25 protein-coding genes and 2 pseudogenes are annotated in these 26632 nt (G+C 35.8%); 9 read left to right on the top strand and 18 right to left on the bottom strand.

The features are described from left to right. Positions 1-6: 6 nt before the first annotated feature. From CVS84_RS02730 to CVS84_RS02720, 3 genes are all read right to left on the bottom strand, one after another. On the bottom strand, positions 7-1245 hold the full coding sequence (locus CVS84_RS02730) for an ArsS family sensor histidine kinase (RefSeq protein ID WP_107691058.1): 1239 nt from the start codon (positions 1243-1245) through the stop codon (positions 7-9). After that, positions 1245-1922 (bottom strand): response regulator transcription factor, encoded by a 678-nt coding sequence (locus CVS84_RS02725; protein ID WP_087578684.1) that lies wholly within the window; start codon positions 1920-1922, stop codon positions 1245-1247. The genes CVS84_RS02730 and CVS84_RS02725 overlap by 1 nt, the downstream gene beginning before the upstream one ends. A 97-nt stretch (positions 1923-2019) precedes the next feature. Then, complete coding sequence (locus tag CVS84_RS02720) at positions 2020-3423, bottom strand: Do family serine endopeptidase (RefSeq protein ID WP_107691057.1); 1404 nt, start codon at positions 3421-3423, stop codon at positions 2020-2022. A gap of 155 nt (positions 3424-3578) precedes the next feature. Here CVS84_RS02720 and CVS84_RS02715 point away from each other — a divergent pair, with 155 nt between their 5' ends. The 3 genes from CVS84_RS02715 to CVS84_RS02705 are packed head-to-tail and all read left to right on the top strand — an operon-like array spanning position 3579 to position 6482. Further along, positions 3579-4475, top strand: a complete 897-nt coding sequence (locus tag CVS84_RS02715; protein WP_107691056.1) for a DnaJ C-terminal domain-containing protein — start codon at positions 3579-3581, stop codon at positions 4473-4475. 3 nt (positions 4476-4478) lie between these two features. Further along, positions 4479-4853 carry a heat shock protein transcriptional repressor HspR gene (locus tag CVS84_RS02710; RefSeq protein WP_084041465.1) on the top strand — a complete coding sequence of 125 codons (375 nt, stop codon included), beginning with the start codon at positions 4479-4481 and terminating at the stop codon, positions 4851-4853. A 3-nt stretch (positions 4854-4856) separates the two neighbouring features. After that, positions 4857-6482, top strand: coding sequence for a cation:proton antiporter (locus CVS84_RS02705; RefSeq protein WP_107691055.1), 1626 nt, complete (start codon positions 4857-4859; stop codon positions 6480-6482). A 104-nt stretch (positions 6483-6586) separates the two neighbouring features. Here CVS84_RS02705 and CVS84_RS02700 read toward each other — a convergent pair whose 3' ends face one another. From CVS84_RS02700 to secA, 3 genes and pseudogenes are all read right to left on the bottom strand, one after another. After that, positions 6587-7786 (bottom strand): ABC transporter permease, encoded by a 1200-nt coding sequence (locus CVS84_RS02700; protein WP_107691054.1) that lies wholly within the window; start codon positions 7784-7786, stop codon positions 6587-6589. A gap of 52 nt (positions 7787-7838) precedes the next feature. Then, positions 7839-7940, bottom strand: a pseudogene (locus tag CVS84_RS09790) (SEC-C metal-binding domain-containing protein); the annotation flags it as partial. Between the two features lie 102 nt (positions 7941-8042). Continuing rightward, a pseudogene (secA, locus tag CVS84_RS02695) lies at positions 8043-10439 on the bottom strand (preprotein translocase subunit SecA); the annotation flags it as partial. Between the two features lie 97 nt (positions 10440-10536). Between secA and lolA the strand changes: the two are divergent. Further along, the gene (gene lolA, locus CVS84_RS02690) at positions 10537-11049 is read left to right on the top strand and encodes a LolA-like outer membrane lipoprotein chaperone (RefSeq protein WP_054196481.1); all 513 of its coding nucleotides are present in this window, start codon (positions 10537-10539) and stop codon (positions 11047-11049) included. Positions 11050-11075: 26 nt separating this feature from the next. Here the strand turns inward: lolA and CVS84_RS02685 are convergent, their stop codons facing one another. The 6 genes from CVS84_RS02685 to CVS84_RS02660 are packed head-to-tail and all read right to left on the bottom strand — an operon-like array spanning position 11076 to position 16734. After that, positions 11076-11615, bottom strand: a complete 540-nt coding sequence (locus tag CVS84_RS02685; RefSeq protein ID WP_107691052.1) for a hypothetical protein — start codon at positions 11613-11615, stop codon at positions 11076-11078. Further along, complete coding sequence (locus CVS84_RS02680) at positions 11612-12931, bottom strand: ATP-dependent DNA helicase (protein ID WP_107691051.1); 1320 nt, start codon at positions 12929-12931, stop codon at positions 11612-11614. Before CVS84_RS02680 ends, CVS84_RS02685 begins: the two co-directional genes overlap by 4 nt. Beyond that, positions 12932-14941, bottom strand: coding sequence for an SH3 domain-containing protein (locus CVS84_RS02675; protein ID WP_107691050.1), 2010 nt, complete (start codon positions 14939-14941; stop codon positions 12932-12934). Beyond that, a complete protein-coding gene (locus tag CVS84_RS02670) occupies positions 14938-15432 on the bottom strand; it encodes a chemotaxis protein (RefSeq protein ID WP_107691049.1) in 495 nt (164 codons plus the stop codon). The genes CVS84_RS02675 and CVS84_RS02670 overlap by 4 nt, the downstream gene beginning before the upstream one ends. Beyond that, positions 15425-15871, bottom strand: coding sequence for a DUF523 domain-containing protein (locus tag CVS84_RS02665; RefSeq protein WP_107691048.1), 447 nt, complete (start codon positions 15869-15871; stop codon positions 15425-15427). The genes CVS84_RS02670 and CVS84_RS02665 overlap by 8 nt, the downstream gene beginning before the upstream one ends. After that, on the bottom strand, positions 15868-16734 hold the full coding sequence (locus tag CVS84_RS02660; RefSeq protein ID WP_107691047.1) for a D-amino acid aminotransferase: 867 nt from the start codon (positions 16732-16734) through the stop codon (positions 15868-15870). The genes CVS84_RS02665 and CVS84_RS02660 overlap by 4 nt, the downstream gene beginning before the upstream one ends. Before the next feature lie 104 nt (positions 16735-16838). Between CVS84_RS02660 and CVS84_RS02655 the strand changes: the two genes are divergently transcribed. Continuing rightward, positions 16839-17342 (top strand): hypothetical protein, encoded by a 504-nt coding sequence (locus CVS84_RS02655; protein WP_103579680.1) that lies wholly within the window; start codon positions 16839-16841, stop codon positions 17340-17342. 123 nt (positions 17343-17465) lie between these two features. Here the strand turns inward: CVS84_RS02655 and CVS84_RS02650 are convergent, their stop codons facing one another. Both CVS84_RS02650 and rsmH read right to left on the bottom strand, forming a co-directional pair. Next, positions 17466-17759, bottom strand: coding sequence for a hypothetical protein (locus CVS84_RS02650; RefSeq protein WP_021090986.1), 294 nt, complete (start codon positions 17757-17759; stop codon positions 17466-17468). 2 nt (positions 17760-17761) lie between these two features. Beyond that, positions 17762-18685 carry a 16S rRNA (cytosine(1402)-N(4))-methyltransferase RsmH gene (rsmH, locus tag CVS84_RS02645; RefSeq protein ID WP_107691046.1) on the bottom strand — a complete coding sequence of 308 codons (924 nt, stop codon included), beginning with the start codon at positions 18683-18685 and terminating at the stop codon, positions 17762-17764. A gap of 128 nt (positions 18686-18813) precedes the next feature. Between rsmH and CVS84_RS02640 the strand changes: the two genes are divergently transcribed. The 4 genes from CVS84_RS02640 (at position 18814) to ftsZ (ending at position 23585) form a co-directional block, all read left to right on the top strand. Next, the gene (locus CVS84_RS02640) at positions 18814-19401 is read left to right on the top strand and encodes a class II aldolase and adducin N-terminal domain-containing protein (RefSeq protein WP_087584331.1); all 588 of its coding nucleotides are present in this window, start codon (positions 18814-18816) and stop codon (positions 19399-19401) included. 139 nt (positions 19402-19540) lie between these two features. Next, a complete protein-coding gene (locus CVS84_RS02635; protein WP_107691045.1) occupies positions 19541-20998 on the top strand; it encodes a peptidylprolyl isomerase in 1458 nt (485 codons plus the stop codon). A gap of 5 nt (positions 20999-21003) precedes the next feature. Next, positions 21004-22431, top strand: a complete 1428-nt coding sequence (ftsA, locus tag CVS84_RS02630) for a cell division protein FtsA (RefSeq protein ID WP_107691044.1) — start codon at positions 21004-21006, stop codon at positions 22429-22431. A 14-nt stretch (positions 22432-22445) separates the two neighbouring features. Continuing rightward, positions 22446-23585, top strand: a complete 1140-nt coding sequence (gene ftsZ / locus CVS84_RS02625) for a cell division protein FtsZ (RefSeq protein WP_103649381.1) — start codon at positions 22446-22448, stop codon at positions 23583-23585. A 66-nt stretch (positions 23586-23651) separates the two neighbouring features. Here the strand turns inward: ftsZ and CVS84_RS02620 are convergent, their stop codons facing one another. From CVS84_RS02620 to msrB, 4 genes are all read right to left on the bottom strand, one after another. Next, positions 23652-23945, bottom strand: coding sequence for a metal-sulfur cluster assembly factor (locus CVS84_RS02620; RefSeq protein WP_021091019.1), 294 nt, complete (start codon positions 23943-23945; stop codon positions 23652-23654). Positions 23946-23948: 3 nt separating this feature from the next. After that, the gene (locus CVS84_RS02615) at positions 23949-25139 is read right to left on the bottom strand and encodes a peptidase M50 (RefSeq protein ID WP_107691043.1); all 1191 of its coding nucleotides are present in this window, start codon (positions 25137-25139) and stop codon (positions 23949-23951) included. A 1-nt stretch (position 25140) separates the two neighbouring features. Next, positions 25141-25479 (bottom strand): hypothetical protein, encoded by a 339-nt coding sequence (locus tag CVS84_RS02610; protein WP_021090578.1) that lies wholly within the window; start codon positions 25477-25479, stop codon positions 25141-25143. A gap of 73 nt (positions 25480-25552) precedes the next feature. Beyond that, positions 25553-26593, bottom strand: coding sequence for a peptide-methionine (R)-S-oxide reductase MsrB (gene msrB, locus CVS84_RS02605; protein ID WP_107691042.1), 1041 nt, complete (start codon positions 26591-26593; stop codon positions 25553-25555). Positions 26594-26632: the final 39 nt, after the last annotated feature.

Here is a 26632-nt window from a genome sequence, read left to right as displayed (position 1 = left end):
TTAATTTTAAATTATTATATCTTGTAAATTTTCAAAAACAAAGACATTCATTCCGTTTTTATATTCATATCTAAATTTGAGCCCATGCGCATCAAGTATATTGCTAACTATATATAAACCAAGACCAAAACTTTTTTGCGCATCCTCTCCTTTAATAAATGGCTGGATATAAAAATCAAGGTCATTTTTTAGCTTCTCACCTTGAGTTATAAATTTCATATGTTCTTTATTGACGATGATATTTACATGCTTATCAGTTGAGTATTTTATACCATTGTCTATCATATTTTTTATAGCGACTGAAAATAGCTTGAAATCAACAAGCACCCTAACCTCATCAAGCTCACTGATACCAACACACTCTTTTTCAACCATGGCTATATCGATTGCCTCATCGATAAGATCTCTCATAAGACAAGGTGTTTTATTGTTAAGTCCGATTTTTGATGTTATCTGCTCGATCGCAGCAAGCTCGTTTATCAAATTCTCAAGTTTGTGGAAGACAGAGATTAGTCTCTCTTGATTTTTACTTTTTTCTATCATTTGAGCAGCTATCAGCCCTTTCGTGATAGGAGTTTTTAGCTCGTGCATTATATTTCTTAAAAAAAGATGCCTTGAGTCATTAAGTGCCTTAATCTGACAAACTGCCTCATAAAATGCCTCTGAAACTTCAGAAATTTCATCCTTGCCATTGCCAACGTTTTGCACACCTTCAAGCTCACCATTTGCAAATTTTACGATCTGGCGCTTTAGCTTTCTAAGTGGTTTTATCTTATAGATAACAAAAATGTAAGCACCTAGTAAAATGACCGCGACAACCAAAAAGACAGCCTTTATCACCTCGTATCTGTAAGGCTGAAATTCTTTATCCATTAAAAGTTTTAGTTCATCTAAATGCTCAATCCTTAAGTAGTGGTGCTTGTCATAAAGCAAGATCGCACTTGAGCCTAGATCACTTGAAATTTCTTCTAAAACGGTCGCTTGCTTTAAAATTTCATCTTTTTTCTTCTCATCTTTGATCTCTGGCATATCGATGTTTGAAAGCTGGCGGTCATACTGAGTTTTATTTATGATGCCACCCATGTAAAATAAATTTGTCCTAGCAACGTTTGAATATTTGTTATTTAGCTCTCTTGTATAGTTTTGCTTATCAAAGCCCATGAGCCATAAAAAAGCTAGAAATATCGAAACGAGCGCAAGGGCAAAGATAAAAGTTATGGTTATAAAAATAGACGATCTTGGCATCAAAGAACCAATTTATAGCCGATACCACGGATAGCGTGGATATACTTTGGCTCTTTTGGATTTTCATTTAGTTTTTGGCGAATCCTGCCGATGATGACGTCAATACTTTTATTTGAGCTATCTTCGTTTATGCTCTCACAGTTATAGATAAGCTCCTCTCTAGTAACCGCTCCGCCCTCTTTTAAAAGTAGATATTTTAAGATGTCGTATTCTGCGGCAGTTAAATTTAAGACGCTGCCTTTAAATAAAATTTCATGTTCAAATTCTTTTAAAACTAGGTCTTTATTTAAATTTCTCGCCTCACTTGCCGGGGTGATACTCTGCCTTCTTAGATGACTTTTGATACGAGCCAAAAGCTCTTGTGGGTCATATGGCTTTGGCAAATAATCATCTGCTCCGTTATCAAGAGCATTTACCTTATCTGTTATATCATGTCTTGCACTTGATATGATAATAGGAATATTGTGGTTTTTCCTGATCTCTTTACAAACTTCTAATCCATCCATACCAGGCAATGTAAGATCTAGTATAACTAGGTCAAATTTACTTGTATTTAGCGTAGATAGTCCGATATATGGCTCTTCGGCAGTCACTACTTCAATATCATAGTTTTCTAGATATTCGGTTAAAATTTCAGCAAGCTCCATATCATCTTCTATCATTAAAATTCTAGTCATGATCTTTCCTGTTGTAAATTTATTTTTAAGGATTATAGCAGATTAAGATTTTAAAAATTTAAAAGGGTTAAGAGCTGAAATTTCAGCTCTTAGATGATTATTTTATAACAAGACCTTGTATGATACCGCCGCGATTTATCCACACCAGCGTCTTTTTACCTTTTGTATTTTTGATTGTATTTGCAAATGTTTGAAGATCTTTTATGCTCTCTTCACCAACTTGTACGATCACATCGCCTCTTTCAAAGCCAAAGTCTTCAGCTTTTGAGCCTGATTTCACATCAGTTACTAGCACACCTTGAGTATCTGGGCTGATTTTGTATTTATATCTTATCTCATCGCTTAGATTACTGACGCTAAGTCCTTCTATGATAATGCTTTTTGCTATGTCTTTTGAATTGTGATCAGCGTTTGCAAGCTTGATTTTTGCATTCATTATTTTATTTGATCGCTCGTAAGTTATATCAACGCTGCTATTTGGAGTTAGTGAGCCGATGAAATTTTTAAGATCATTTGCATTTTTGATAACTTTATCATTAGCCGATATAACCAAATCGCCTCTTTTTAGCCCAGCTTCATCTGCTGGCATACCTTGCTCTACGCCACTTATTAAAGCACCTTCTTTATTTGTATAAAGCTCTTTTTGCTCATCAGTTAAATTTGCAATCGTAACGCCTATAAAGCCACGCTCGATCTTGCCGTCAGTTATCAGCTTTTTAGCGATATCTTTTACCATATTTGATGGGATAGCAAAGCCAATGCCGTTATTGCCACCACTTTTTGAAAGTATGGCTGAGTTTATTCCAACTAAATATCCCCTGCTATCAACCAAAGCTCCACCTGAATTCCCTGGGTTTATAGAGGCGTCTGTTTGGATGAAATTTTCATATTGATTAAGTCCGATATTATCTTTATTTAGCCCTGAAATGATACCTTGAGTGATACTTTCACCAACGCCAAATGGATTACCTATTGCAAATACGACGTCTGCATCAAGCAGCTTTGATGAGTCTGCAAAAGTGATTGCATTTAGTCCGTTTGCCTCTATCTTTACGACAGCTAGATCGGTTTTTGGATCGCTGCCTATTAATTTGGCTTTAAATTCTTTGCCACCATTTGCAAGAGTTACTACTATTTGATCGCTATCTTCTATAACGTGATTGTTTGTAACGATATATCCATCATTTGAGATGATAACGCCAGAACCAAGCGAAGTAGTTTTTTCTTTTTCTTTTGGTTTTGCAAAGTTAAATCCAAAAAATTCATTGAAGAAAGGGTCATTAAACATCTGCTCAATACCAGCATTATTTACCGTTTTTGTAGTTGAGATATTTACAACTGAAAGCTTTGCCTGAGCGATCGAGTCATAATAAGAAAGTACGCTATTTTTATCGCTAAGTGGCGAGACTCTCGTGATATTAGAGTTAGCTTCATTAAATTTAATATCAGCCCCCACTAAAAAAGAAGCTGCCACTAATGAAATTAGCACAATCTTTTTCATTTTTTTCCTTTAAACTAAAAATTTTTGCAAATTATAAATATAGTGAAAAAATAAAATCTTAACACTTTTTCTTGTTATTAAACAAAAATAAACTTGACTTGCATAGACTAAAGCTTTGTGATATAATCCGTATCAAAAAAATATAAGGAGAATATATGAGTGAAAGCTTGTATGAGACTTTAGGGGTTTCAAAGGGTGCCTCAAGCGACGAGATAAAAAAAGCTTATAGAAAACTTGCTAGAAAATACCACCCAGACATCAACAAAGACCCTGGAGCAGAAGATAAATTTAAAGAGATAAATGCTGCTTATGAAATTTTAAGCGACGATAAAAAACGAGCTCAATACGACCAGTACGGCGATACTATGTTTGGCGGTCAAAATTTCCACGACTTTGCTAGTAGTTCAGCCGATATGGGCGATCTAAATGAAATTTTAAAGAATATCTTCTCAGGTGGCTTTGGCGGTGGTGGAGCTAAATTTAGCAGCGGATTTGGTAGTAATTTTGGAGGCTTTGACGGATTTAGTAGTGGTGGATTTGGCTTTGGCGGAGCTGATCTAGACGTAAATGCGAAAATTTCTATACCATTTGACGTGGCTGTAACTGGTGGCGAACATAAGATAAATTTTAATGGCGAAAGCATTAAGATAAAAATTCCAAGTGGCATAGAAGGTGGCGAGAAGCTTCGTGTAAAAGGCAAAGGTAAAAGCGCTGGTGGTCAAAAAGGCGATCTTATACTTGCCATTAGCGTTGAGCCAAGCAACGAATATGAAAGAGTCGGAGACGATCTTTATAAAGATATAGAAATTCCACTAAAAACTATGCTTTTTGGCGGAAAAGTCGATGTACATACTTACAAAAAAGATGTCACGATTAAAATCGCTGAGAACTCAAAAACAGGCACAAAGATCCGCTTAAAAGGATATGGTGTGCAAAATAGAAAGAGCGGAATTTATGGGGATCTTTACTTAAAAGCCAGGGTAAAACTTCCAAATATTAGTGAGCTTGATGAAGGCTTAGTAAAAGAGTTAAAAGAAAAATTACCGGAGTAAAAAATGCAAAATTATGAAGAACCACTTTTTTTAATAAGCGTTGTTGCAAAGGTTTTAAGCATACATCCACAAACTTTAAGACAGTATGAAAGAGAGGGACTTATCGAGCCATCAAGAACAGATGGCAAGATGAGGCTCTACTCACAAAAAGACGTTGATCGCGTAAAAACTATACTAAATTTAACCCGTGAACTAGGTGTAAATTTAGCCGGCGTTGATGTGATACTTCAGTTGAAAGAAAAAATTGACGATTTAGAATCAACTATTGATGAGCTAAATAAAAAATTGCACGAAGCTACCAGTCAAACTAGCACCAAAAGATCGCTCGTAAAAAGAAAAAGTAGCTTTGATCTAGTCTTTTATGAAGGTAAAAAATAATTTATGGAACAAATTTTAGAAGGTTTCTTGCTTGTTGCAGCGATCTCAGTCGCATTAAACGTTATTTTTAAAAAATTTCAGATACCAACCATCATCGGCTACATCGTAACAGGTACGCTTATATCAGAATTTTTCAACCTAAAAAGCAATGATGAAATTTCTCATATCGCGGAATTTGGTATCGCGTTTTTGATGTTTACCATTGGACTTGAGTTTAGTTTTAAACATCTCATGGGCATGAAAAAAGAGGTCTTTTTAAATGGCGGCTTACAGGTTTGTTTAAGCGGCTTTATAATGGGTGTGATGCTTTATTACGCCCTTCACTTAAAAGACGAAACGGCACTTATTGCAGGTCTTGCGCTTGCACTCTCATCAACTGCGATCGTGCTAAAGACGCTAAACGATAGTGGCGATGTGAGTAAAATTTACGGCAGAAAAGCACTTGGAATTTTACTATTTCAAGATATTGCAGTCATTCCTATTTTGCTTATGATAGATATGTTTAGCTCGCAAGATGCTTCGATAAATGAGCTTTTACTAAAGACATTTACAAGTGCGATTATTCTTATTGTTGTGCTATTTTTACTTGGTAAATATGTCATCAACTGGATATTTTATAAAGTTATTCAAACAAATTCGCAAGAAGTTTTTATAGCTACGATTTTATTTATGGTTGTTGGCTCTAGTACTTTGGCTCACTTTTTTGGCTTCTCATACTCTTTGGGTGCATTTTTGGCCGGTATGATGATGGCTGAGACACAGTATAAACACCAAATCGAAGTTGATCTCATACCTTTTAGAGATTTGCTCTTAGGGCTATTTTTCATAACCGTTGGTATGCAGATAAATTTTGCTGTCGTCATCTCAAATATCTGGCTTGTTCTAGGCCTAGTATTTAGTGTCATGATAATAAAAGCAGTTGTCGTTTTTGCTATCTTAAATATCTATTTAAAGCGAAGAGTTGCTGCAAAAACCGCACTTAGTGTTTGTCAAATAGGCGAATTTGCACTAGCTGTTTTTGGACTAATGACTACTAGAAATTTACTTGATATACAAACTGCTCAAATTTTTATCGCAGCATCAGTTGTGTCGATGTTTGCCACGCCTTTTATACTCAAAAAACTAGACGCAATAGCAGACCTCATAGAACGTGAGATCGTTGTTGAACCGAATGAAACTCTAAAGCCGCAAAAAATCAAAAATCACATCGTAGTCTTTGGCTATGAAAGGCTTGGACAAGAGGTCGTTTTAAGACTAAAAGAGACAAAGCTTTTGTACCTTGTGCTTGATAATGATATTAGTCTAGTTGAGCTTGGCAGGAGCCGCGGGGAAAATGTATTTTTAGGTAACGTTCTTCAAAGCCACACACTTGAAAATGCCTGCCTAAGCGATGCAGCTGCTGTTATTATAACCGTTAATAATGAGCAAAGAGTGGAGCTCATCGCGCAAAAGATAAAAGACTACGGCGTAAATACCCAAACTATAATAAAAATAAATGGTGAGGGCAATAAAGATATTTTTGGTGAGCTGGGTAAAAATTTTCACCTAATAAATGAAGAGCGTGTCATGGCAAAAACACTCGTACATGAGGCTCTTCAATGCAAAATCGACCATGATATAAGAGCGTAAAAGTATAAATTTATCCTAGAATTTTTACTAGTTTATGCTAGTTTTAAAATAATCTTTTAAAAATAACTTTTACAAGCAATGAGCAAGCCTAAGCATCTAGGCTCTTACTCATTTCTCAAAGTTTGAAGAACATTTATCTCAGTTGCTTTTTTAGCTGGATAAAATGACGAGATAGCAACGATAAATACAGCTCCAACGATGATAAGCACAAGATCGATTATGGATAGCTCAAGAGGCAGTTTGCTTGAGCCATAAACATCAGCCGGCAAGTCTATGATATTAAAATTTCCAAGTAAAAATAGTCCCAAAAACCCAAGCACTAGACCAAATATAATGCCACCGCCCCCGATTACTAGCCCTTGATAGAAAAAGCTTCTTTTTATCTCACTTTTACTAGCGCCAAGCGCTAAAAGCAAGGCAATCTCCTGCCTGCGGTTCATCACAGTCATTAGTAGTGAGCTTATGATATTTAGCGACGCCACAAGGATAATAAGCATCAAAACGATAAAAAGCGCTCTTTTTTCAAGTGCGAGCGCTGAGAAAAAGTTACCATTTTGCTCCCACCAGCCAATGGCTACAGTGCCAGCCGGAAGCCCTTCGCGCACTCTTTTTATATCATCAAATGGCTTACTTGAAAAGATATGAATACCATCATACACGCCATTTGGATAGTCCAAAATTTTCCTCAAAGCCTCGACCGAAGTATATGAGAATGCCTTGTCATAGGCGATAAGCCCAGATGTAAATGAACCGCCGATATCAAAGCGCTTCATCTTTGGCGTTAGCGAAAAGCCAGCAGGATCAGCCTTTGTAAAGATAAGAGTTAGTTTTTCATCATCTCTTAGTCTAAACTCGCTCGTTATGCCACTTCCCACAAGTATCTCAAAACCATCTAGCTCTTTGTCTTTTAAAGCTTCATTTACGACTGAGTTTATCTGTTTTTCATCTTTAAAATTTACGCCATAAACCAGTCCACCTTCAAGCGCATTTGCCGAGCGGTAGATCACCTGCGTGCTGATAAATGGGCTAAATTTAAGGTCGCTAAATTTAGCCTTTAGCTCATCCACAAAGTTGTCATCAATAGAGCCCTTAAAGGCACTTTGAACAGTTATAGGGTAATTCATCGTAAAAAGTTTGCGCTCAAATTCTTTATCAAATCCATTCATGATAGCCATAGCAACGATCAAAACCATAAGCCCTATGCTCACACCAAGAAAAGCGAGCAAGGCACTTAGGGAGATAAATGGCTGAGTTTTATCAAATCTTAAATATTTAAAAAGTAGGTACTTTGGTAAGCTTGTCATTAAATAGCCTTTAAAAAAGTTAAGGCGCTTTCACGCCTTAGAAGTAGAAATTTTAAGCAAATATGCCTTTTTTAGGGCCACTTTTGCCGTGGCAATCTTTATATTTTTTTCCGCTTCCACAAGGGCAAGGCGAATTTCTTGGGATCTTTTTCTCTGGTGTAAATTTCTCGTCCTGGTTGTTGTAGTTTAAATGCTCATTTTCAGCGTTTTGGTTGGCCTCGATCATCATTCTAGCTTGCTCTTCTTGCTCCTCGCGGCTCTTAAATCTCACCACCTGAAGCGTCTTAACACTCTCAGTTTTTAGCCTATTTACTAGCTCCATAAAGAGGTTGTAACTCTCTTTTTTATACTCCACTAGCGGATCTTTTTGATTATACCCTCTAAGGCCGATACCAGTTTTTAAGATATCCATCTGATAAAGGTGCTCTCTCCACGCATTATCAAGCACTTGAAGGTATAAAATTTTCTCTATATCCCTTCTTTGCTCCTCGTTTAGCACGCTCATTTTTTCGTTATATCTTACTTCAAAAATTTGTGCAAGCTTTTCTATTAGCTCATCATACTCTAGGCCTTTTAGCTCACTCTCGTCTATCTCTTCGCCACAATCTGCAAGAATGATAGAGCATAAATTTTTAATATCAAAGTCATCTTTCAAGCCGCCGTGGAAAATTTCAGCTGTATCAAGTAAATTTGCAGCGTACTCTTTCCTATTTTGAGCTATCTTTTCGCTCATATCGTAGTTTTTATCAAGTAGCTCGTCGCGGTATTTATAGATAGTCTTTCTTTGTTCATTTGCCACATCGTCATACTCAAGCAAGTGCTTTCTAGCCTCAAAGTGCAAGCTCTCAACTTTCTTTTGAGCATTTTCAACAGCTCTTGTTACCATGCGACTCTCGATACTCTCGCCCTCGTCGATACCAAGCCTATCCATGATCGCTTTTATGCGGTCGCTACCGAAAATTCTTAAAAGATTATCCTCTAAGCTTAGATAAAATCTACTCATACCAGGATCGCCCTGACGTCCGGCACGGCCACGAAGCTGATTATCTATCCTTCTACTCTCGTGCCTTTCGGTACCTATGATATATAGACCGCCAAGGTCTCTTACCTCGTCGTTTATCCTGATATCAACACCACGTCCAGCCATGTTTGTAGCGATAGTTACAGCGCCTTTTACACCAGCTTGAGCGATTATCTCGGCCTCTTTTTCGTGGTTTTTAGCATTTAACACAGAGTGTGGGATGCCAGCTTTTTTAAGCATCTCATGAAGCACCTCACTACGCTCGATACTTGCAGTTCCCACAAGCACTGGCTGACCTTTTTCGTGAGCCTTTTTGATCTCGTCGATGACAGCTTTAAATTTCTCATTTTGAGTTTTATAGATAAGGTCGTTTTGATCGATCCTCTTAACTGGCACATTTGTTGGGATCGAGATAACTTCAAGGTTGTAAATTTGAGAAAACTCGGTAGCCTCAGTCTGAGCCGTACCAGTCATGCCTGCAAGCTTTTTATACATCCTAAAGTAGTTTTGATATGTTGTATCAGCAAGCGTTTGGCTCTCTTCTTGAATTTTCACGCCCTCTTTTGCCTCAAGCGCTTGATGAAGTCCCTCGCTAAAGCGCCTACCCTCGCTTAGACGTCCTGTAAATTCATCAACGATGACAACCTCGCCATCTTTCACGACATAATGAACGTCTTTTTCAAAGAGATTGTGAGCCTTTAGAGCTTGATCAAGGTGGTGGCTTAGCACAGCGTTTTCAAGGTTATATAAATTTTCAACACCAAATAATTTTTCAGCCTTGCTGATGCCAGCTTCTGTGATCATTATCGTTCTATTTTTTTCATCAACTATGAAGTCCCCTGTTGGCTTTGAGCCTGGCACATTTGGATCAGCTGGAGTGCCTCTAGTAAGCTGTTTTGCGACTTGATCAGCTCTTATGTAGCCATCAAGCGTACGGTTTGTTGGACCAGAGATTATAAGCGGTGTTCTTGCTTCATCTATCAAGATACTATCCACCTCATCCACGATAACGAAGTTATGGCCTCTTTGCACCTTTTGGCTAGCTTCAAATTTCATATTATCACGCAGATAGTCAAAGCCAAATTCTGAGTTTGTGCCGTATGTTATGTCAGCGTTATATGCAGCTTGTCTTACTTCATCGTCATATCCGCCACTTAGTATCACATCAACGCTTAAGCCCAAAAAGTTATAAAGCTCGCCCATTTGCGTCGCGTCACGCTTTGCAAGGTAGTCGTTTACGGTAACTACATGCACGCCCTTGCCACTCATCGCGTTTAATATAACTGGCAAAGTTGCCACCAAGGTCTTACCCTCGCCTGTCTTCATCTCAGCGATCCTACCCTCATTTAGCACCATGCCACCTATTAGCTGCACGTCAAAATGGCGCATCTTAAGCACCCTTTTACTAGCCTCTCTAACGATCGCAAAAACATCATTTAAAATTTCATCTAAAGTGACTTTTTCTTCTACTACTTGGGCTTTTAGCTCATTAAATTTGATCTTAAGCTCATCGTCGCTCATCTTTTCATAAGTTGGCTCGAGTGCATTTATCTGTGCAACGCGTCTTATATACTTTTTTACTTCTCTATCGTTTTTGGTACCAAAAATCTTTCTAAATACCGATGAAATCATTATTTTACCTTCCTAAATTTTTAAACTTTGGATCTTAGCATAGTTTAACTATTTATTTAATTAAACTGGGCTAGAATACGCCAAAAAAGGATAAAAAATGAGAAAATTTCTAGTTGCATCTCTCGTTGCAGTTTGCTCATTTGGTGCTGGCTTAAATTTCAAAAGTCTTCAAAGTGACTTTACGCAAACTGTATTTAGCGAAGGCAAAAGCATAAACTATAAGGGTAGATTTTACGCAAAAAACGACAATACTGCACTTTGGATATATGAAAGTCCAACGCCAAAGAGAATTTATTTTAACAAAGAGCGTGTGATCGTGATTGAGGACGAGCTTGAACAAGCTATCATTTCAAAGCTTGATGATACGCCAAATTTGACGCAAATCTTGGCTCATGCTGAGCAAATTCAACCAACACTTTACAAAGCGATATATGACGGAGTTGAGTACTTTATAACTATCAAAAACACGCTTCCAACGACGATTGACTATAAAGATAAACTTTCAAATAAAATAAAAATAACTCTAAGCAACCCAGTAAAAGACGCGCTCATACCACAAGAGACGCTAACTCCGGTTATCCCGCAAGGTTACGATATAGTAAATCAATAAATTTGGCTAGCTTTAGCCAAATTTACTCACTTTTCTCCAAAATCTTTTCCAAATTCTTGAACGTTATTTAGATCGATAGGCTTTTGAACTACGTCATTTGGATCTGGCGATATGATGATCTCATTGCCTTTTTTCTTCTTTTCTGGTTTTGTTACAATCTCTTCATTAACACTTGGATCGGAGCATAAATTTTGGCTTTTTATTGCTTTTATAATCTCGCTTAGCTCAAGATTATTTATCACTTTTATATTTAAAATAAGCACATCATCGATATCAAGAGAGTGCTTTTTGGCTGCGTATTTTATGAAAAGCTCTTTAAATTTCTCTTTTCCCATTGAGGTTAAAATATCTTCCACATAAAAGCTACCAACTATTATGTTTAAAGCATCAAGCACATACGCTTCATTTTCTTCAACATCACGTCCGACAACTTCAAGGTTCATATTTATCTTTTTTGTTAAATTTTGTCCAGCTTTTGAGTAGATATCTGTTTGAAAGTCGCTCACTTTTAGCACATCTGCAAATGCAAAAACACAAAAAGCAAGGCTTAAAAATAGCTTTTTCATAAATTCTCCTTAATATGCAAAAATACGTTTTCTTGGTAAAATTTCTTAACTTCGTCGTCAATTTTAACCACTTTTCTTAAATGCTGCCTAAAATCACTTTTTTTATCATAAAAAAGTTTTAAATTTTTAGGACTTACTGCACGAGAAAGTGCGACGTAGAGTTGTCCTTTGGCAAAAATGTGGTTGATATTACAAATGAGCGAGTTTATGCTCATTCCTTGAGATTTGTGGATAGTTAGAGCGTAAGCAAGTTTAAATGGAAACTGATAAAGCGATGCCTGCACATTTTCTTCGATCTCATCTTCGTTTAAATTTAACGAACTAAATATATAAGCAGCTTTTTCTATCTCGCAAATTTCACCGCTATCTTTTTTCACGATCACGCTTGAAATGACTCCGTTTTCTTTTAAGATTTGCATGATCTTGCCTTGCTCGCCGTTATAGTACTCACCCCATTTATTTGACGTAAAGATGATCTTAGCGCCTATCTTCATCTCCAAATCCCTTGAGATATTTAGCGTATTTGCCCATTTTTCAAACTCTTTTTTATCTAAATTTTCATCCAAAATGCTCACATCTGAGTTTGAAATTTCAAGTGGCGTGCTAAGTTCTGAAAGCCTTTTTTGATTTAGCATTTCAGCCTCGGCATTTCTGCCAAAAAGCACACTCGTATCATCATCTGGCTCTATCTTGGTCACTCTTAAACTCTCTATATAGCTCATTATTTCATCATCTAACTCACCAACTCTAAGACGAGAGAGAATCTCATAAAATTTAAGATCATTTGTGCGTTTTGAGACTAGTAGCTCAACATTTGTAAATTTCATATCCTCCCACGCACTGGAGTTAAAAGCGTATAAAAAATTAAAAAGCCTATTTTCGTTTTGCTCCTTTTGCACTGGCGGAAGCTGATAAAAATCGCCCACTATAAGCACCCTACCTTTAAATTTGGAAGTAAGTAGTCGGTATCTTATCATCTCCATTAAATCTGAGCTCACCATTGAAATTTCATCAATTACAAGCAGATCACATGCATCTAGCATATTTCTTAGCTTGCTTAGTTTGTCTTTTTGATGATAGTCAAAGCGCCTTAGCTCCTCATAGTCCTTACAGTAGCCAAATTTAAAAAAACTATGCAAGCTAACTCCTCCAAGACTAACGGCACTTATGCCAGTTGAGCCAAGGATTATGACGTTTTTAAAATTTTCTTTGTAGTGTCTGATGACAGAGGCAGTTAGATAGCTCTTGCCAACACCGCCACCGCCTGTTAAAAAAACGTTTGAGTGAGATAAAATTTCTAAAATTTGCTCTTTCATCTACTCAAACATCTCTGGGCGATACTCAAAGTGCATCGTATCAAAGTGCTTCCAGCGTCCACCCCAGATAAATTTATGTTTTTCAAAAACACGCACTATCTTTTCAGGAATGAGGTTTTGGTAGCCATTGCTCCACTGCCAATAGTGGCTCTTTTTCACATTTATATCGATCGCAATGCCGTAGCTGTGAGCGCTCAAGCGGTTTGTGCCAGCGATGATGCGCCATTTAAATGTCCCGCCTGGATCTTTTAAATACTCAAGCAAGCTCGCATCACTTTTTACCATCTCATTTAGCTCATTGCTTACGTCTTGCAAGGCGGCTGCAGCTCCATTTTTAGAGTTAAATGGTAGTTTCAGCGCAAGGCTATCTTTTAGCCAAATGACATCTACTAAATTTGCCTTTACCGCGCTCTCGCTTGAGCCATAAATTTTGCCTAAAAGCTCGTAGTTTCTACATCTACCAGCATCACTTAAAGACGCGCTAAGTGGCGCAAACGCAGCGTAATCAAGCGCGTTCATATCCTCTATGTCAGCCCCAGTGCTGCACTCTTCATCTTTTTGTTTAAAGTCATCATAGACAAATATTACTCCATCACCGAATTTGACCAAATTATCCTCAACCTTAACACCATAAGCCCTTTGTAAAGCTGAAATTTTTCTAGCTTTATCACTTATTACACTTTCGGGCTTTATCACATTTATAGAATCGACCTTTGAAATGAGCAAATTTGAGTTTTGTATATCGCTTCTATTTTGTCCGATATTTAGCGTAGTTACTGCCGTAGCACCGATTAGCGCACGGCCGTTGTTTTCAGTCTTTATCCCCCAAGCGTCATGCACCACGTAGATATCATCGCCCTTGTATCCAGCATAAAGCATGATATGCCCTGGCAGATGCACAAGCGTAAGATATGGCACACCTTTTTCTTTTATCTCTTTTGTCTTAGCAGCGTTACTAAGTCCTTTTAAATCAAATTTTTGTCCCATATTTGCTTGAGCCCTTGAGTTTCTAGGCAGCCACACGCCAAAGCTTGCTAACAAATCTTTAGTAAAAAGTGAGCAATCCCTTAGCTTATCGACCCCGCCCCAACCATAAGGCTGAGTAAGAAGGGAGCTAATAAGTGTTTTTAGATTTGAGTCATTAAATTTAAGAGGAAAAAGAGCGCCAACAGACTTTGGCAACACAAATTCTCTCAAGAGATTTCTTACATAAATTTTTCCGTAGTAGTTTTTACTATCCTGTGCCAAAACAGGTAGTATCGCTCCGACTCTTGAATAAAACAAGAAATTTCCAGCCTTGTCATAAACTGGCATCTTGTCCGTTTTTATGGTCACAAAACTTGACTTTTGATAGGCATTTGCCTCATCGTCGCTTATAAATTTTATATCCTCGACCTTTACCCAGCCCCAAACCGCATCATCGCTAACAAACGCCCATGCCCTGTCTTTAGAAAGATGTGAGACAAAAAGTGGATGAGCAATGCTTAGGGTTGACTCTTGCAGATAATCAAACGGATAGCCTTCTCCTGGAGTTTGCGGATTTAAAAATATCGGCTCATCGGTTGGAAAATTTCTTAAAGCTGTGTTTGCCGAAGTTAGAGCATAAGCAGAGATGCTTGAAAGAGCTGAAAAATTTGCATTGTCCTTTTGTGCGTCAAACCAGCTTTGAGGTATCTCTCTAAAATTTGAGCCAAAATACTTTCTCTTTTTGCTCGGCTTATATATATTAAATGCCCAAAAGACATCGTTTGGATTAAATTTTACGCCCCTTAATGTAAAAACCTTAAACCTTCTTTTTAAAATTTCTTCTTGGTCAAAGCTTGCACTTTGTATATTTTGCGGTAGCGACGAGGCATCTTGCTTCATTTCAAAATCAAGCAAACTAATGCGTTCATTTGGCTTATATACATTTTCATCCGGTAAAGAATTTTGCACACTTGGCTTTGGCTGGGTCTGTGAGCATCCCAAAAACAAAGCAACACTAAATGCTAAAAATATACCCTTTTTCAAATTTTTTCCTTATCCTTAAAAATATCTTCTACAATTAAAACAAAAATATAAAACATCTTTTCATCGTTATTTTTACAAATTTGTTTCATCGTCTCATTCTCGCTTTTTACTTTTATGTTATTTGATTTTAAAATTTCTACAATATCAGAGCCAAATTTCTTTGATAACTCGCCAACCTTTACATCGTTTAGAGCGTTTAAAAATCTAGTAGTATTACAATCCATCTGCACTGGCTTGTGATTTAAAATATTTTTAAACTCAAGGCTTAGCTTCTTTAACTTTTTCTTCTTAACATAACTATGAACAATCGTCAAAACAACCAAACTAAAGCCAAAGAAAATGTGTAAATTCAGCGAATTTTCACTCATCTCCCCATTTAAGAAAAGAACGCCGCTTGCAAAAAGCCCAGCCACACAGATAAAAAGTAGCAACAAGATGATGTACTTAAAAATCACCTCAAACATAATGTTGTCTTTTAGCCTATCAAACATCAAACCCTACTATCTCATCTTCGCTGTAAACTAAAATTTCATTTTCTTTTAGCAGTTTTGCTGTGATGCCATCACCTAAAATAAGCCTCTTACTAAAGCTTCCGTCATAAATTTGTCCACTTCCACAACTTGGACTTTTTGATTTTAAAATAGCCTTTTTACAACCATTTAGTTTGGCTATCTTTAGGCAAATTTCTGCTCCTTTTATGAAATTTTTACTCACATCTTTGCCTGAAAATTTACATATGATTGAGCCATTTTTCATCTCAGCCGGTTCCCTTGGTGTACTAAGTCCACCATAAACCTCAGGACAAACAAAAAGCAGATGAAATTTCTTTGAAATTTCATCTAAAACATCTTTATTTAAAAGATTATTTTCGCCGTTAAATTTACAATTTATGCCGACTAGGCAAGCACTTATTAAGATTTTTTCTCTCAAAGCCCGGCTTCTTTTAAAAGTTCACCAGCATAAATTTCACGAAGTTTGCTTGAAATTTCTCCTACTTTTGCACCGTTTATCGCCTTGCCATCAGCATAGACGACTGGTAAGAGTATGAGCGTCGCAGCCGAGATAAAGACTTCATCAGCATTATAAACTTCATCCATACTAAATTTTCGCTCCTCTATCTTAAGGCCAATATCTTTAGCAATCTTTAAAAGTCTCATACGGCGAATGCCTGGCAAAATTTCATTTGAAAGTGGTTTTGTGATTAGAGTTTTATCCTTGATAATAAAAGCACTCGAACTACAGCCCTCTGTGACAAAGCCATTTTCCACCATAAAGCCCTCGTCTGCGCCTTTTTTGTGAGCTTCATTTTTAGCGTAGCACTGGGCCAGAAGTGAGATAGACTTGATGTCACGCCTTTTCCACCTGATATCCTCGACACTCACGACTTTTATGCCAGTTTTTGCAGCAGGATTGTTTAAAATTTCACTCTGGTAACAGAAAATAAAGACACTTGGTGTTAAATTTTCTATGAAATAGAAATTTCTAAACGCCACACCTCTTGTTACTTGCATGTAAATTCCGCCCTCTTTTAGGCCATTTTTAGTGATTATCTCGTTTAAGATCGCTTCAAATTTTTCCTTTTCGTATGGCAAACTTATATCTATTTCATTTAAGCTTCTTTCAAATCTCGCCCAAAATCCATCTTTATCAACCATTTTTGAATTTATCACAGGCACAACCTCATAAATTCCATCACCAAATATAAATCCTCTATCAAAAGCACTAACTTTTGCCTCGTCTTTTTGCAAAAATTCTCCATTTAAAAAGACGGTTTGTAAAGCTTGATCTGCCATTTTTAGCTCCTTAAATTTTGGGCAAATTGTATCTAATTTTGTTTGAATTTATAGATTCTTAGATATAATGAGCCAAAATTTCAAAGGTAAAAAGTCTATAAAAAATGCAAGAAACTTTAAAAGATAGAATCATAAAAAACGTTTTTTTTGTTTCAAAACAGCCAGTTTTATTCAGGGATCTACTTGAAGCAAATGCCCTTTTTAACGAAGGTATGCTAATAGACGGAGCAAAGTTAAATTTTAGATTTAACCATATCAAGCTCTATCAGATTTACGCACTTATCTGTTTTGTCATTTTATTTCCATTGTTAATCATCACGCATCATTTTTTAGCAAAAACTGACGCACATATATCGATAATAGCGACTGCTGTCGTTACTTCGGCCGTTTTTATTGGCTTTGATATGTTTAAAGTTTGGGCAAGAAGAGAGATAAGTCACGATCTTATCAAGAAAGCTTGGAGTGTGCATTTTCCATATTTTGGCTATGAAAAATACTCAAGCAAGGTCGAAGAAATTTATAATACTGCTATAAAAAATGACATATCAAAAAAAGATTTAGAACAATATATATATGAAAAGCTAATCTCTCAAAAAGAAAGTAATTAGCAAGTTAAACTTGGCTTTGTTTTTATTGAGCTAATTTTATTTTTATGCAGTTATATACAAAATGGCTATATTATTTGCCAATATAATTAAATCGCCAAAATTTAAAAAACTTTAAATGTTTCGTTATTTCCATTGACGCTCTTGCATATTATTTAAAATTTGATTTTTATAACGTAAATTTTCAAGCTTTATATTAAGAGCTCTATTTTCCTCTAAAAGCATATCTCGTTTACCGCTTATGTCAGCTATATCTCTACTTATATAATAAATTTGATTTGCTATGTAAATTTTTGGCAAAAATATAGCTAGAGCTATAAAAACAGCTAAATAGACCATCACTAATGTCTTAAAGCTTAAATTTACCTCACGTTTTTGCTCCTCGTCGTGAAGCGTTAGTAGCTCTTCTTTTTCTTGCATCTTTATCCTTTTATCTTAAAAACCCGCAGTTTTGCGCTCTTGCTTCGTGAGTTTATCTTTAGCTCATTTTGGCTTGCTGTTAGTGGCTTTTTGGTTAAAATTTCTCCTAGTTCGTGGTTATTTCCGCACTCACATTTATAAACACCAGGTAGACAGATACAGCTATTTGCCCATTTTTTAAAGCGCTCTTTTACGATCCTATCTTCAAGCGAATGAAATGTAATAATCGCCACAAGACAATCTTTAAACCCACATTTTTCTATACTATCAAGTAAATTTGTTAGCTCATCTAACTCACCATTTACCTCTATCCTGATCGCTTGAAAGGCAAGTATTGCAGGGCTAACTCCACGCCCTTTTATCTGGGCTGTACCTATTAAATTTGCAAGCTCTTTTGCACTCGTTATCTTGCCAAAATTTCTAGCATTTATAATCTTGTTCGCAATCCCAGCAGCATTTTTTAGCTCGCCATAATCTCTAAAAATTCTAACCAACTCATCAAAAGAGTATCCATTTACAACATCAAATGCGCTAAAATTTCGCTCTTTGTCCATTCTCATATCAAGCGTGCTTGAGCCAAGACTAAAGCCTCTATCGTCTTTATCTATCTGAAGTGAGCTAACACCAATGTCAGCCAAAATTCCTCTAACATTTAAAATTTCTTCTTGACTTAGCTTGCTAGTCAATTCAGAGAAGTTACTTTTATAAATTTTAACCCTACTACCAAATGGCTCAAGTTTTTTTAGTGAAAAATTTATAGCTTCGTTATCTCTATCACAGGCAATTAAATTTAAATTTTCATTTTGAGATAAAATGGCACTAGAATGTCCGGCATATCCAAGCGTGCAATCTATAAAATTTCCATTTAAATTTTTAAAAAAAGATAGAACTTCATCAAGTAAAACACTGATATGTGGACTTTGCAACACTGCCTCTTTATAGTAAATAGTGTGGAAAATTTATCGAAATTTTACTTAAAAAGCTATCATTACACAAAATTTTACATAAATTTTAAGATAGCTTAAATATAATCGCTTAAACGTAGGAGAAAAAAATGGAGCTAGAACACTCAATAAATGAGATAAAAACAATATCACTTTCTATGTTTAGAAAGAATTTTTTTGGCGTCTTTCACGGCTCGATTTCGGCAAGAGTCGAAAAAAATCAATTTATAATCAATAAACAAAATGCCATTTTTGATAATTTAAAAGATGATGACTTGACGCTTCTTTCATCAAAAAAAGACTATCGTTGGAATGAAGCTAGTCTTGATGCTGATATACACTTAAATATTTATAAAAATATAAATGAGGCAAGATTTGTTTGCTACGCGATGCCACCATACGCAACTGCCTATGCAATGAAACATGAAAAAATCGTACCGAAAGATTATTTTGGGTATATGAGATTTAATGAAATTTCAGTCTATGATCCAAAACAATATGATGACTGGTATGAGCGTGCAGAAACTGAAATTTATAGATACATGCTAGAAAAAAATACAAACATTATTATTATTAAAGGATATGGTATTTATGCATACAGCAGAAGCCCACAACTTCTTGCAAAAGAGATAGCTTTGCTAGAAAATAGCTGCAAATTGCTTCATTTAACTAGTGGTTATAGCGATTATAGTATTTAAAAATTTTGCTAACAATGCTAAAAAATTGTTAGCAAAATTCTTCACAAAGGTATTTTTAAAGCCCCTATTTTAAGCTTATTTAAGGCAATTTTATATAATATATCATACAAATTTCGTTAGTCTTTTAAAGGAAAATTTAATGTTGTCTTGGATGCAAAAACATAAAAAATACCTAGTTGTTACCATTTGGGTAAGTACAATAGCCTTTGTCGGAGCAGGCTTTGTAGGCTGGGGAGCATATGATTTAAACAGCAATCGAGCCACTTCAGTAGCAAAAGTAGGACACAGAAATATAAGCATTCAAGAACTACAACAAAAATATGATAGTTTGTATCAATACTACAATAATCTTTTTGATGGTAAATTAACGCAAGAAAAGGCCAATGAGTTAGGATTACAAAATGCTGCACTTCAGGCTACAATTCAAGAGAATTTACTATTAAATTTTGCAGACGATATAGGTCTTAGTGTTAGCAAAGATGATATTTTAAAATATATAATCGTTGATCCAACATTTCAAAAAGATGGTGCTTTTGATAAAAATTTATACTACGATATTTTAAGAAGGGCCAGAATAAATCCAACTGATTTTGAAGAAAATTTAAAACTAACAATACTGCTTGATAAGCTTAGAACTATTTTAAATTTACCAGCCAATAAAGAAGACATTGCAATGATGGAAGCAAGCTTTTTTATGCAAGACAAATTAGCAATACAGATAATAAATGCTAATCAAAGTGATATAAAAATAGATGAAAAAGAGCTAAAGGATCTTTGGGAAATAAATAAAAACAACTATATGACAAAGACCATATACGGTCTAGAAACATACTTTATAGAGTCAAATAAAAATGATGCAAATCAAACTACTTTGAGTGACTACTATAACGAAAATAAGGAGAGATATAAAGGCTCTGATGATAAAATCAAATCATTTGACGAAGTAAAGACTGAAGTTATTAAAGACTACAATATCGAGAAAAGTAAGACTGATGCTTTAAAAAAATATACCTCTATCAAAAAAGCCGAGCTTGCAACAAATGAATTTGTTAGTGTAAATGAAGATAATGCGACATTCTCACTTGATGAAATAAAAGGGGCAAAAGTTGGTGAGGTTATAAAACCATTTACATATAAAGATGGATATTTGATAGTTAGGGTAAAAAGCATAACTCCTCCACAACCCATGAGTTTTGAACAAGCAAGAGCAATGGTACTTGAAATTTACAAAGATAAAAAGAAAAAAGAAAACTTAACAACTATGGCAAAAGAGTCTTTACAAAATTTCAAAGGAACTGATATAGGCTTTATTAGTAGAGATATAAATAGCTCTATCTCAGGACTAAATGAAAGTGAGACTAGAACTTTTGTTTCTCAACTTTTTGAAACTAACAATAAAAAAGATTATGTTATATTAGAGGATAAGGCCGTTATATACGATATTTTGGAACAAAGGTTGCTTGTAGATAATATGGATAATAACTATAAGCAAATAACACAGCAAAACGTTACAATGCTTAAAAATAATGAGTTAATAAAAGATTTAACAAACAAACTGAAAAAATACTATGAAATTAAAGAATATATCAAAAGGTAATTATCTTGAGTACAAAAATTTTAGGTATAGATATCGGCTCTTTTCAGATTTGTGCAGTAATAGCACAACATGATGAAAATGGTATTAAGATAATTGGAATTGGAACTGAAAAAACACAAGGAATAAGAAAAGGTGTTATAACCAATATTGAGCAAGCTGCAAAGTCAATAAAAAATGCATTAATAGAAGCACAAAGAGTTGCAGGAACACGCTATGAAAAAGTCATAGTTTCTATTTCTGGTGCGTATACAAAAAGCGTTGACAGTAGTGGTGTAGTGAATATACCAAATCATGAAATAGGTATAAAAGAGATCGAACGTGCTATGCAAATGGCCGATCATACAGCTGATATACCTCATGAGTATGAAAAGCTACATGTTCTTCCTTACAATTTTAAAGTAGATGGACAAGAACATATTGAAGATCCAATAGGCATGAATGGTAGCAGGCTAGAAGTTCAAACACATATTGTTACAGTACAAAAGTCATCTATTAGCAACCTAAGAAAAGCCGTAAATTTAGCAGGTGTTCAACTGGATAACATAGTCCTTTCAGGATATGCTTCTGCGATAGCAACATTAACAAAAGATGAGAAAGAACTTGGTGCCGCACTTGTTGATATGGGTGGTGCTACTTGTAATCTTGTAGTACATTCTGGAAATTCTATAAGATACAATGAATTTTTACCTGTTGGCTCAGCAAATATTACAAATGATCTTTCTATGGCTCTTCATACACCTCTTCCAAAGGCAGAAGAGATAAAATTAGGCTATGGTACTTTAATAAATAAGTCAGTTGATCTAATAGAGCTTCCGATCCTTGGAGATGAAACAAAAAGCCACGAAGTTTCACTAGACATAATATCAAATGTTATATATGCCAGAGCAGAAGAAACCCTTATGGTACTTGCTAAAATGCTAGAAGATAGCGGCTATAAAGATAGCATTGGTGCCGGAATAATACTTACTGGCGGTATGACTAAGTTAGAAGGTATTAGGGATCTTGCATCCGCAATATTTGACAAAATGCCAGTTCGTATAGCAAAACCAAAAGAAATGGATGGATTATTTGAAATTTTAAGAGATCCAGCAAATTCTTGTGCTATAGGGCTTTGTTTGTATGGTGCTGGCAACTTTAGCCCATACGAGATTGATTCTGAGAAAAAAATGAGATACCAAGGGGAAATAGCCTCAAAACCGAAAGCAAATTTTAGAAATGTTTTTGTAGAAGAAGATAATGTACAAAATTTTGGACAAGAGGTGCAGGATCCAAATGAAAAAGAGGATAGTTTTTCTGATAAAGATTTTGAATTAGAGGCAGCAAATAAAACAAAAAATAAAGAAGAGCTTGCCAATATTGCAGATATTAGTAAACAAGAAAAAAAGCCAAATGCTTTTGCAAAATTTTGGTATAGTATTACACAATTATTTTAAGGAGAATTTCAAAAATGAGTAGCTTCACAGTAGAAGAAAATAAAAGCATCTATGGTGCAAAGATAAAGGTCGTAGGTGTAGGTGGAGGTGGTGGCAATATGGTCAACCACATAATAAGAGTTAATCCGAATTTAAATATAGATCTTATTGTTGCTAATACAGATGCTAAGGCTCTTGAAAATTCTCTTGCACATACAAAAATACAGCTTGGAGAAAAGACGACAAAAGGTCTAGGTGCGGGTATGAGACCTGAAATAGGAAAAGCTGCTGCTGAAGAGAGCTACGATGAAGTAAAAAGTGCACTTGAGACATCAGATATAGTTTTCATTGGTACAGGACTTGGTGGTGGAACTGGTACAGGCGCAGCTCCAGTAGTTGCTCAAGCTGCAAAAGACATTGGTGCGCTAACAGTTGCAGTTGTTACTATGCCTTTTATGTTTGAAGGAAAAAAACGTAGAAAATTGGCTGATTGCGGCCTTGAAGAACTTAGAAAAGAAAGCGATTCTATTGTAGTCATTCCAAACGATAAACTCCTAACATTAATTGATAAAAATGCTGGCATAAAAGAAAGCTTTGAAATGGTTGATGAAGTACTTGCAAGAGCCGTCAATGGTATGAGTACGATCGTACTTGACTCAGGAAAAAGCGACATAAATCTAGACTTTGCAGATGTTAGAACGATTATGAGCCATAGAGGACTAGCTTTAATGGGTGTTGGCGAAGCAAGTGGCGAGGATGCAGCGCAAGAAGCTATAAAAAATGCTATACAATCACCACTTCTTGATAACATGACAATAAATGGTGCATTTGGTATTTTAGTTCATTTTAGAATAAGCCCTAGTTGCCCACTAGCTGATATCAATAATGCGATGAGTATTATTCATGAGGCAGCGGATGAAGATGCTGAAATTATATTTGGTACAACAACTGATGACAAAATAGAAGACAATAAAGTTGAAGTTACAATAATAGCAACAGGTTTTCAAAGCTCACAAAAAGAAGCTGAAAAAAAAGATGAAATACAAACTTCTAATGCAAGCGATATCATAAAAAAAGAGCGTATATTAAGACTTAAAAAAGTTAGTGGTGGATATGACGAAGACTATATGTCACAACTTGATGTGCCATCATTTATGCGCCATCAAATGGACTAATAAAAAACAAACTCCTTAAAATTTCTAGAGAGCTTTTGCTCTCTAGCAAATCTAAAAACTTAAAATTTAAACTCCAAGTTGTGCTTTTACAAAATCACTTGCCATTTGTATATTCCACTCAGGCTCCCAGACAAGATCGATCTCACACTCTTTGACACCTTCTATATCAAGCACGGCAGTTTCTACCCAGCCAAGTATCATTTCGTGCAGTGGGCAAGATTTGGTTGAAAGCGTCATAGTAACTTTTGCTTTGCCATTCTCATCGCAGCTCGCATCATATATAAGTCCGAGCGAAACGATATCAAAGCCAACTTCTGGATCAACGATATTTGACAGTGCGTTATAAATTTTTTCTTTCATTTTTTATCCTTTAAAACCAGTAAATCTAAAAATATTTATTATATTTATCGATAGCAAAACTATACTAAGAGCTATAAACATCATACTAGCTTGCACTAAAATTTCTAGTTCAAAGCAAGTTGAGAGAAGATAGCAAAGAAGCGAGATAGCATTAAAAGCTATACCAAAATAAGCTATCTTTTTTAGTATCATGGCATCAAGAAGTGGCACTTTTACCTTTCCGACAAAAGGAGCTACGTAGTGATACCATATGAGAAATGGTGCGATCTTGTAAAGATGAGCTACGATAAAAGCAAACAAAAAGCCATATATTAAAAAATATGCAGCTAAATTTAATTTATCCAAAGCTATAAAAACAGCAGCACCAAGCAAAGCCACCAACGAAAGTACGATATTTACATTCCAGTAATCATACGCCTTTCTAACGCGTTTTTTTAAAATATAAAGCGCTTGAGCTATAAAAAGTAAAGCCGCCACACATATTGACAAAACAGACAAATTTTCATTAAAAACTAGTAAGATACCACCCAAAATATAGCATGCTAGTGAGGCTTTACTAAGTGTAAATTTTAGATCATGAGCTAGCGCAAACATAGGCAAGAGTACACTAGCAGCTCCAAGTATCACAAGAAATACAAATCCCAGCACAAAATAAACGTGAAATTTTAACGTCATCTCAAAATCAAGCATCAGCGTGCCACTAAGTATCATAAGCAAGCAAAAACCAAGCGTTATTCCAATTAGCAAAAATATAGCTGAAACAAAAAGTGCAAAGGCCGCAAAGCTCTTTTTTTCATTATCCATAAAGCTTAATGCATAAGTCGTAGCAAAAAAAGCAAGCGAGCAAAAAAGCAAAACTCCACTAATTTGTAAAATTTTAGCCTCAGCAAATAGCATCCCGTAGCACATGCCCAGCAACGATAGACAAAAAATAGCCAAATTTAAAATAGCACCTTTTGCGGTAAAAAATGGCTTTTCTAAGATGACTGAGGTTAGCTGATAGAGCGCTCCGATGATAATGCTCATAACAAAGCCAACAAAAAATATATGCAAAAAACCAGCTGTATTTAGTGAGCTGATAGCATCAAAATCTGCATAAAAGAATGCCACCACACTTAATACTAAAAAGAAAATTCCAGCAATAAAATATCCACCAACTAGCTTAAATGGTGGTGCATAAGTATTTAAAAGCATCTTAGTGGCAAAGACTCGTATCTACGTCTTCTATGTTTGCACCGTCTTTTAGGCTAAAAATCATCTTTACAGCCCCACCATCTATATCTTCACGCTCTATATCAAAGCTCTTATCTATCTTTGGTATAAGACCAGCTGGAAATTTATGATTTAGCATCATAATTTTTGTGTTTTTATCAGCAAATTTAATAGCGATTAATGCATTGACCATTGGCTCTGGCGGCACGCAAGGACGTGAGTCAAAGCCAACAAAATTTACACCATTTTCATTAAATTTATAAAATGGCACGGTTGCACCATCGACATTAAACTGCTCCGCATTTTTGAAAAAATCGCTCATTTTTTCTCCTTTTAATTTTGGAGAATTATACTCTGATTAAACTTTTTAAACTATTGATTTGCTTCAACAAAAGCTATTTTACGTAAGGTATAAATTCCTCATATCCCAGCCTAGCCATGTCTTCAAGCGGTATAAATTTAAGGCTCGCACCGTTTATGCAATATCTTAGCCCACCCTTATTGCTTGGGCCATCGTCAAAAACATGCCCAAGGTGCGCATCGCTATTTTGAGACTTAACTTCGACCCTTTTCATCATAAACGAGTTGTCCTCCTTATACGAAAGAGCTGTTGTCGTGATAGGCTTTGTAAAGCTTGGCCAGCCACATCCTGCATCAAATTTATCTGCACTTGAGAAAAGTGGCTTTCCACTCGTGATATCTACATAAATTCCTTTTTGATCAAATTTATCATACTCGCTACTAAATGGCCTCTCAGTCGCTGCTTCTTGCGTCACGGCATACTGCTCGCTACTTAAATTTTTCTTTAGCTCATCTTTACTAAGCGGCTTAAATTTCGCCTCATCGTAAAGCGGTTTATCAGCTAAGCCTAGATCAATGTGACAATATCCAAAAGGATTTTTATCAAGATAGTCTTGATGATACTCTTCGCCTAAGACGAAATTTTTAAGTGGCGCCACCTCAACCACGATCTTATCTTTAAATTTCTTTTGCTCTATCTTCATAAAGCTCTCTATCGTTGGCAGATCACTTTCGCTCACATAGTAAATTCCGCTTCTATACTGCCTACCAACGTCATTGCCTTGTTTGTTTAGCGAGGTCGGATCGATCACTCTAAAAAAGTGAGCCAAAATTTCAGCCAAAGCGACTCTATTTTCGTCGTATTTTACATAAAGTGTCTCAGCATGATCACTCTCATGAAGCTCGCGGTAGCTAGTATTTTCGCTCTTGCCATTCGCGTAGCCTACCTTTGTATCCACTACGCCAAATATCTTTTTAAAATATCCCTGCATACCCCAAAAGCAACCGCCTGCTAGATAAATTTCTTTTAAATTTTGCCCTGCCATCGTCTGCTCCTTTATAAGCTCATCTTTTGCCATCAAATTTAGACCAAAAAACACTGCCGCCATTAAGATAAATTTTAAGATTTTTTTCATTCTATCTCCTTTCATTTTTGAAAGATTATACGAAAATTA

It is taken from the genome of Campylobacter concisus (genome assembly GCF_003048575.1).
GTDB classification, from domain to species: domain Bacteria; phylum Campylobacterota; class Campylobacteria; order Campylobacterales; family Campylobacteraceae; genus Campylobacter_A; species Campylobacter_A concisus_U.
This window is presented reverse-complemented; position numbering and strand designations above follow the sequence as displayed.

Excerpts from the sequence above, each read along its gene's own strand:
- CVS84_RS02715 (WP_107691056.1), top strand. The coding sequence starts at position 3,579 with ATGAGTGAAAGCTTGTATGAGACTTTAGGGGTTTCAAAGGGTGCCTCA.
- CVS84_RS02640 (WP_087584331.1), top strand. The coding sequence starts at position 18,814 with ATGGAGCTAGAACACTCAATAAATGAGATAAAAACAATATCACTTTCT.
- CVS84_RS02620 (WP_021091019.1), bottom strand. The coding sequence starts at position 23,945 with ATGAAAGAAAAAATTTATAACGCACTGTCAAATATCGTTGATCCAGAA.
- CVS84_RS02680 (WP_107691051.1), bottom strand. The coding sequence starts at position 12,931 with ATGAAAGAGCAAATTTTAGAAATTTTATCTCACTCAAACGTTTTTTTA.
- CVS84_RS02725 (WP_087578684.1), bottom strand. The coding sequence starts at position 1,922 with ATGACTAGAATTTTAATGATAGAAGATGATATGGAGCTTGCTGAAATT.
- msrB (WP_107691042.1), bottom strand. The coding sequence starts at position 26,593 with ATGAAAAAAATCTTAAAATTTATCTTAATGGCGGCAGTGTTTTTTGGT.
- CVS84_RS02635 (WP_107691045.1), top strand. The coding sequence starts at position 19,541 with ATGTTGTCTTGGATGCAAAAACATAAAAAATACCTAGTTGTTACCATT.
- ftsZ (WP_103649381.1), top strand. The coding sequence starts at position 22,446 with ATGAGTAGCTTCACAGTAGAAGAAAATAAAAGCATCTATGGTGCAAAG.
- CVS84_RS02730 (WP_107691058.1), bottom strand. The coding sequence starts at position 1,245 with ATGCCAAGATCGTCTATTTTTATAACCATAACTTTTATCTTTGCCCTT.
- CVS84_RS02655 (WP_103579680.1), top strand. The coding sequence starts at position 16,839 with ATGCAAGAAACTTTAAAAGATAGAATCATAAAAAACGTTTTTTTTGTT.
- CVS84_RS02615 (WP_107691043.1), bottom strand. The coding sequence starts at position 25,139 with ATGCTTTTAAATACTTATGCACCACCATTTAAGCTAGTTGGTGGATAT.
- CVS84_RS02685 (WP_107691052.1), bottom strand. The coding sequence starts at position 11,615 with ATGAAAAAGCTATTTTTAAGCCTTGCTTTTTGTGTTTTTGCATTTGCA.
- lolA (WP_054196481.1), top strand. The coding sequence starts at position 10,537 with ATGAGAAAATTTCTAGTTGCATCTCTCGTTGCAGTTTGCTCATTTGGT.
- CVS84_RS02670 (WP_107691049.1), bottom strand. The coding sequence starts at position 15,432 with ATGTTTGATAGGCTAAAAGACAACATTATGTTTGAGGTGATTTTTAAG.
- CVS84_RS02705 (WP_107691055.1), top strand. The coding sequence starts at position 4,857 with ATGGAACAAATTTTAGAAGGTTTCTTGCTTGTTGCAGCGATCTCAGTC.
- CVS84_RS02720 (WP_107691057.1), bottom strand. The coding sequence starts at position 3,423 with ATGAAAAAGATTGTGCTAATTTCATTAGTGGCAGCTTCTTTTTTAGTG.
- CVS84_RS02700 (WP_107691054.1), bottom strand. The coding sequence starts at position 7,786 with ATGACAAGCTTACCAAAGTACCTACTTTTTAAATATTTAAGATTTGAT.
- CVS84_RS02660 (WP_107691047.1), bottom strand. The coding sequence starts at position 16,734 with ATGGCAGATCAAGCTTTACAAACCGTCTTTTTAAATGGAGAATTTTTG.
- CVS84_RS02650 (WP_021090986.1), bottom strand. The coding sequence starts at position 17,759 with ATGCAAGAAAAAGAAGAGCTACTAACGCTTCACGACGAGGAGCAAAAA.
- CVS84_RS02610 (WP_021090578.1), bottom strand. The coding sequence starts at position 25,479 with ATGAGCGATTTTTTCAAAAATGCGGAGCAGTTTAATGTCGATGGTGCA.
- CVS84_RS02710 (WP_084041465.1), top strand. The coding sequence starts at position 4,479 with ATGCAAAATTATGAAGAACCACTTTTTTTAATAAGCGTTGTTGCAAAG.